This is a genomic window from Neobacillus drentensis (genome assembly GCF_036966985.1).
GTDB classification, from domain to species: Bacteria; Bacillota; Bacilli; order Bacillales; family Cytobacillaceae; genus Neobacillus; species Neobacillus drentensis_E.
Genome location: NZ_JBALSN010000354.1, coordinates 1 through 4953, shown reverse-complemented (window position 1 = coordinate 4953; position 4953 = coordinate 1). Strand labels below are relative to the sequence as shown.

The window sequence follows — 4953 nt, the reverse complement described above, 5'->3', positions numbered from 1 at the left end:
ACATTAGATCGACTTGGCCGCTTGTCGTTGCGGCATGTTCTGTACGTAAAATCCCTCGTAAAACCCACGGTTGACGCCCAACCTCGTCCAACCACCAGCCTGCTTCAATCGCAAGAATAGAAAGAGGACCTCCCAGTACAATCAGCCACCCAAACCATCTAGATAATACAAAACGCCAATGACGCCATATACCTAGGATGTACACGAAGGAAAGCATGGTCATCCACATACCGATGGTAACCATCGTATCAAACAGATAGTGGATATAGAGAGGCGGCACTTCATCCTTCGGAAATTGATCAAGCCCAATCACTTCTGCACTTGGGACTTCATGCGCTAAAATGCTAAGTGCATAGGGAATTTTTAGAGCATATTTCACTTCTCCATTATCAAGTACACCATAAAGGACGAGAGGAGCCCCTTTCCCTGTTTCAAAATGCCATTCGGCCGCCGCTAATTTTTCCGGTTGGTACTCGGCTAAATACTTTCCGGAGAAATCTCCTAAAAGGGCGGTGGCTACTGAAAAGATGAATCCTAGTTTCATGGTTAAAAACAACGCCTTTTTATGGTACGTAGAGTCGGAACCTCTCAGTAACCGGAAGGCACCAATCGCAGCAAGAACAAAAGCGGATGTCATATAAGCGGTGACAACCACATGAGCAACTTTTGTTGGCATAGCCGGGTTAAACATTGCCAGAATGGGACTCACATCCACGAGCTGTCCATTAACTACATCAAAGCCCCGCGGAGCATTCATGAATGCATTCACAATCGTAATAAAGACAGCTGAAAATGAGGCTCCTAATGCCACCGGGATTAGCAGGAGCAAATGTTTTTTCTGATTTTCAAACCGATCCCATGTGTATATGTATATACCTAAAAAAATGGCTTCAAAAAAGAAGGCAAAGGTCTCCATAAATAACGGCAAGGCGATGACATTTCCAGCTAACTGCATAAAGTTGGGCCATAGGAGTGAAAGCTGTAAACCAATTGCAGTCCCAGTTACAACACCAACAGCTACGGTAATCACAAATCCCCTTGTCCATCTTCGTGCTAATAAAATATAGTGTTCGTCTTGCTTCTTGATCCCGACCCATTGAGCAATCATAATCATCAGCGGAATGCCGACGCCGATGGTTGCGTATATGATGTGAAAGGACAAGGTTAATTCTGTCAGCACACGGCTAAAAAATACGGCCTCTTCATTTCCCATTCACTTACCACCTTTCTTATCCTGAAAACAGCCGTCCAATGATCGATAGTCCCATAATGGAGGCCACAATAAAGGCCAGCCAAATGAGCTTCCTTTCTTGTTTTTTATAAATATAAATCCCCCCTGCCGTCCTGTTAAATGAATTCTCTCTTTACATACCATTCCCAAAATTATCGCGGAATATATTGAACACTTTTGGAAAGTATCATCACTTTATCCACAGTAAATAGAGGCTATGGAGTTCAGTCCACAACCCCCACCACAGCCCCGCCTTTTGTTTTTTTGCCAAGACGAACGGTCAGGATTACTCCAAATTTATGCATTCCTAACATTAGGACTCCCGCAAACATTTGATCAAGTCTTGTGTTAAATGAAGAAGGTAGAATATCAAGGGAACTTAATTGGCTTAGTTGGGAAGGTGAGATACAGAGATTTGCGGTGAGTTCAGAAAGAAGAGGATTATTCATTCCACCTATGAAGGCAGTGATAATAAATAGCAAACAGGCAGGCATAATGACTAGTCCGCTAAGAAAAAGATAACGTTTTTTCTGCTCTCGTGAATGATCCTTCTTCGGATCAGGGACGGTTATGGGCTGCCACATCCGAAAAGATAGGAGCAGCAGTACAAATAAATATCCATTATGAACAAAGGCGGTTCGAGCTAGGAATGTTAACACGATTGGGAAATGGTACATTAGGAACAGGGCCCCAAACGCATATAAGGCGGCTTTCGGCGGCGGTAATACGAACTTGCTGACTCGTTTTGTTAGGGAATGTTCTCGAATGGACTGGATTATAGAATCTGGGATACCCAATACAAATAAGGGGGAGATAATAAAATATAAAATACTCATTTGAAGCATGTGCAAGCTAAACGACAGATGACTAATTGTTTCAAATGGACTGCCAAAGGTTAAGTACATGATACCTAAACTGAGAAAATTTAGCAGGGGCTGCTTTTGATAAAATTTGATATTTGTATAAGACGCTACTACATATACATATATGGCGGCTAGGCAAATTAGGCAGGCTAATAATGGCATATTCCACAACATTTGACCTTCCAGCCACATCGCATAGAACATGAAATCCCCTCCCTACACTATTTAAAGCGAACAGATAACTTTAGATTTTATGATTTTTTTACTGAGATATGACAAAAAGAAGAACCATGTGGCTCTTCATTTCTATTGTTTTCTTGCAAGATTTGTCTTTTCTAAAAAATTACATTCAATTTTCTCATAAAACTCAATTAACCAAATGATAACCTTGTTTATTTCCTTGAATCGAATTAGTAAGAAATGGATGGCAAATGCCACGCCTGCACCTATCAACATTCCTGCTACCACATCTAAAGGATAATGTACTCCTGTCCAAACGCGTGACAAAGCAATTCCTGCAGCTAAAACTAACCACATCCAGCCGTCACGTTTTTTCCAAATCCAAATCGCTGTCGCAATCACGAATGCTGCTGTCGCGTGGTCACTTGGAAATGAGGCATTTTTCACATGAGGAATTAGCCAGTTTACATGATGGGTGACAAAAGGACGATTCCGGTAGAAGAAGTGACCGATTTCACTATTTATACTTAGTGCAACACAAGCGGCCAAAATGGCTTCAACGACCATTTTTCGATTTTGTGATTTACGATAAAACCAATAGAAAATGATTCCTGCGAAAAATAAATACTCTGCTTTTTCTGCTAAAAATATCATCAATGGATTTAAAAATCGCTCACTGATTGCAAGGTGATTGATGATTTGAAAGATACCATAGTCTAAATTTGACAATTTAACTTAACCTCCTGATTCATGTTTTCCAACAATCTTAAATCCGTAACGGAGAAGAATAATTAACGAATCCCAACTGCCTGACACTCTTTTTTTGGTCTAGTAAGTTTTCTAACAATTCCACAATTTTTTCCGGCTTGTCTAGCTTTATTCCCTGCTGGTAAGAATCAATCGCATGCTCCCAATGATTCATTCTATTCTGATCCTTTAACACACTTAGCAATTGCTTTTCCAATGAAGATTGATGGTCAAGCTCAAATACGAGCTTTTTACGTTTTAAATATTGGAGATTTATTTTCTCCTGTCCTGGAAGTGCGGAATGAACAAAGATCGGCAGTCTTTTTCGGATTGCTTCACTTATGGTGACCCCACCTGGTTTTGAGACAATCGCATCAACTTCTTCATAAAGTAAATTCATTTCTGATCTGGAAGAGAGATAGGTTAATGGTTTGATATGATCTAAATCCCATGAAAGGATTTCATCATAAAGCTTCTTGTTTTTCCCACACAAAACCAAGAAATCTAAGTTTGAGGAGCATTTTAACTCCTCAGCTAGCTTTAACATCCCGCCTAAACCGCTATTCCCTCCAGATAATAAGATTTTGGGACGACCATCCTTGTGTTGTTTCCGCTTAACAGTTATCGAAATTTCTTCATGGACAGGAATACCTGTGACAATCATCTGTTGGTCTGGAATTTGAAATTTTGTGCCGAGTCTTTCTTTGCTCTCTTGACTAGGTAGGAAATGGAGGTCGATTCCCTCTTTTCCCCAAACACTATTAATAAAGAAATCTGTATAGACATTAATAATCGGAATGTCGCATTTCCCCTTCATTTTTAACTTACTTAGAAGATAGGACGGGAACCCATGCGTACAAACAAGTAAATCTGGTTTTTCCTCTGCTATTAATTGCTCCATTTTCTTCAAAAAGAGCGGTTCATACCATTTAAAGGAATGTTTTTTTGTTGGCGGTACGTAAAAAAAGCTCTTGTAAGCGAGATTATAGGTGTCTGGCGCGTATCGAATCCAATTAAGATAGCCCTTTGTAATCACTTTTTCTAACGATTTATTCGTATAACTTAATAAGTCAATTTTTTTCAAAGTTAGATCGTCTGTATGATTTTTTAAAAGGTCCATTAATGCCTCAGCGACTTGATGATGTCCTGACTGCATTTGTAAGAGTGGTAAAAACAGAATCTTCTTCACATATTCCATCTCCTGTTCTACTAGAAATCATTCCTTAAAAAATAATAATTTCTAAATTACCCTTTCAATGTAACACTCATTTCTAGAAAAACTGGATTTTTAATGGATTTTTAATCTTCTCTTCAGACTTTTTTTAGTTTGGCTGAAAAAAGCAAAAAACCCGAAAAGATGTCTTTTCAGGTTTTTTGTGTGCCTATTAAGTAATTCCTTTTTTTCCTTTTATATACTTAAAGATAATATATAGCGAGAAAAGAAAGAAAAATCCAATTCCTACATATGGAACATAGTCTGGATTTATATGGAATACTTTCCCTGCAAAATAGCCTCCTACAATAAAAGGAATGGTCCAGAGGAAAGTGCCTATCATGGAAAAAACCAAAAACCTCCGAAATGGAATGTTGTTGATCCCGGCAAAATATGGGCTTATTTGCCGGATACCTGGCAGATAAAAACCTATCAGGATGGTTTTACGAACGTATTTCGTATATTTACCACTTACCTTTTCCCAGCGGTCATCAGTAATCCCGACATACTTGCCGAATTTTTTAATAAATGGGGCCCCGGCAAATTTTCCGACTGAATAAGCAGTCAGCATTCCAATAAACGCTCCAAGAATGGAACACAGCATGGATAGCCCCAATGAGAGCTGATGATGAAAACTCAGCACTCCGATTAAAAAGAGCAGCGATTCTTCCGGAGCAGGAATACCAACAATCCCAAAGAATAAAAAAAGAAAAATGACA

The 4953-nt window shown here is 39.3% G+C and carries 5 protein-coding genes; all 5 read right to left on the bottom strand.

Annotation, left to right across the window (positions count from 1 at the left end; genetic code table 11):
* Positions 1-1213, bottom strand: a 1213-nt coding sequence (locus V7659_RS21600; RefSeq protein WP_335542149.1) for a cytochrome ubiquinol oxidase subunit I, incomplete at its 3' end; no start/stop codon positions are given.
* A 242-nt stretch (positions 1214-1455) separates the two neighbouring features.
* A complete protein-coding gene (locus tag V7659_RS21595) occupies positions 1456-2298 on the bottom strand; it encodes a cytochrome c oxidase assembly protein (RefSeq protein ID WP_335542148.1) in 843 nt (280 codons plus the stop codon).
* A gap of 102 nt (positions 2299-2400) precedes the next feature.
* Positions 2401-3003: an undecaprenyl-diphosphatase gene (locus tag V7659_RS21590; protein ID WP_335542146.1), complete on the bottom strand. Its 603-nt coding sequence runs from the start codon at positions 3001-3003 to the stop codon at positions 2401-2403.
* 37 nt (positions 3004-3040) lie between these two features.
* Complete coding sequence (locus V7659_RS21585) at positions 3041-4210, bottom strand: MGDG synthase family glycosyltransferase (protein WP_335542144.1); 1170 nt, start codon at positions 4208-4210, stop codon at positions 3041-3043.
* A gap of 196 nt (positions 4211-4406) precedes the next feature.
* On the bottom strand, positions 4407-4953 hold a 547-nt coding region (locus V7659_RS21580; RefSeq protein ID WP_335542142.1), incomplete at its 5' end, for a DedA family protein.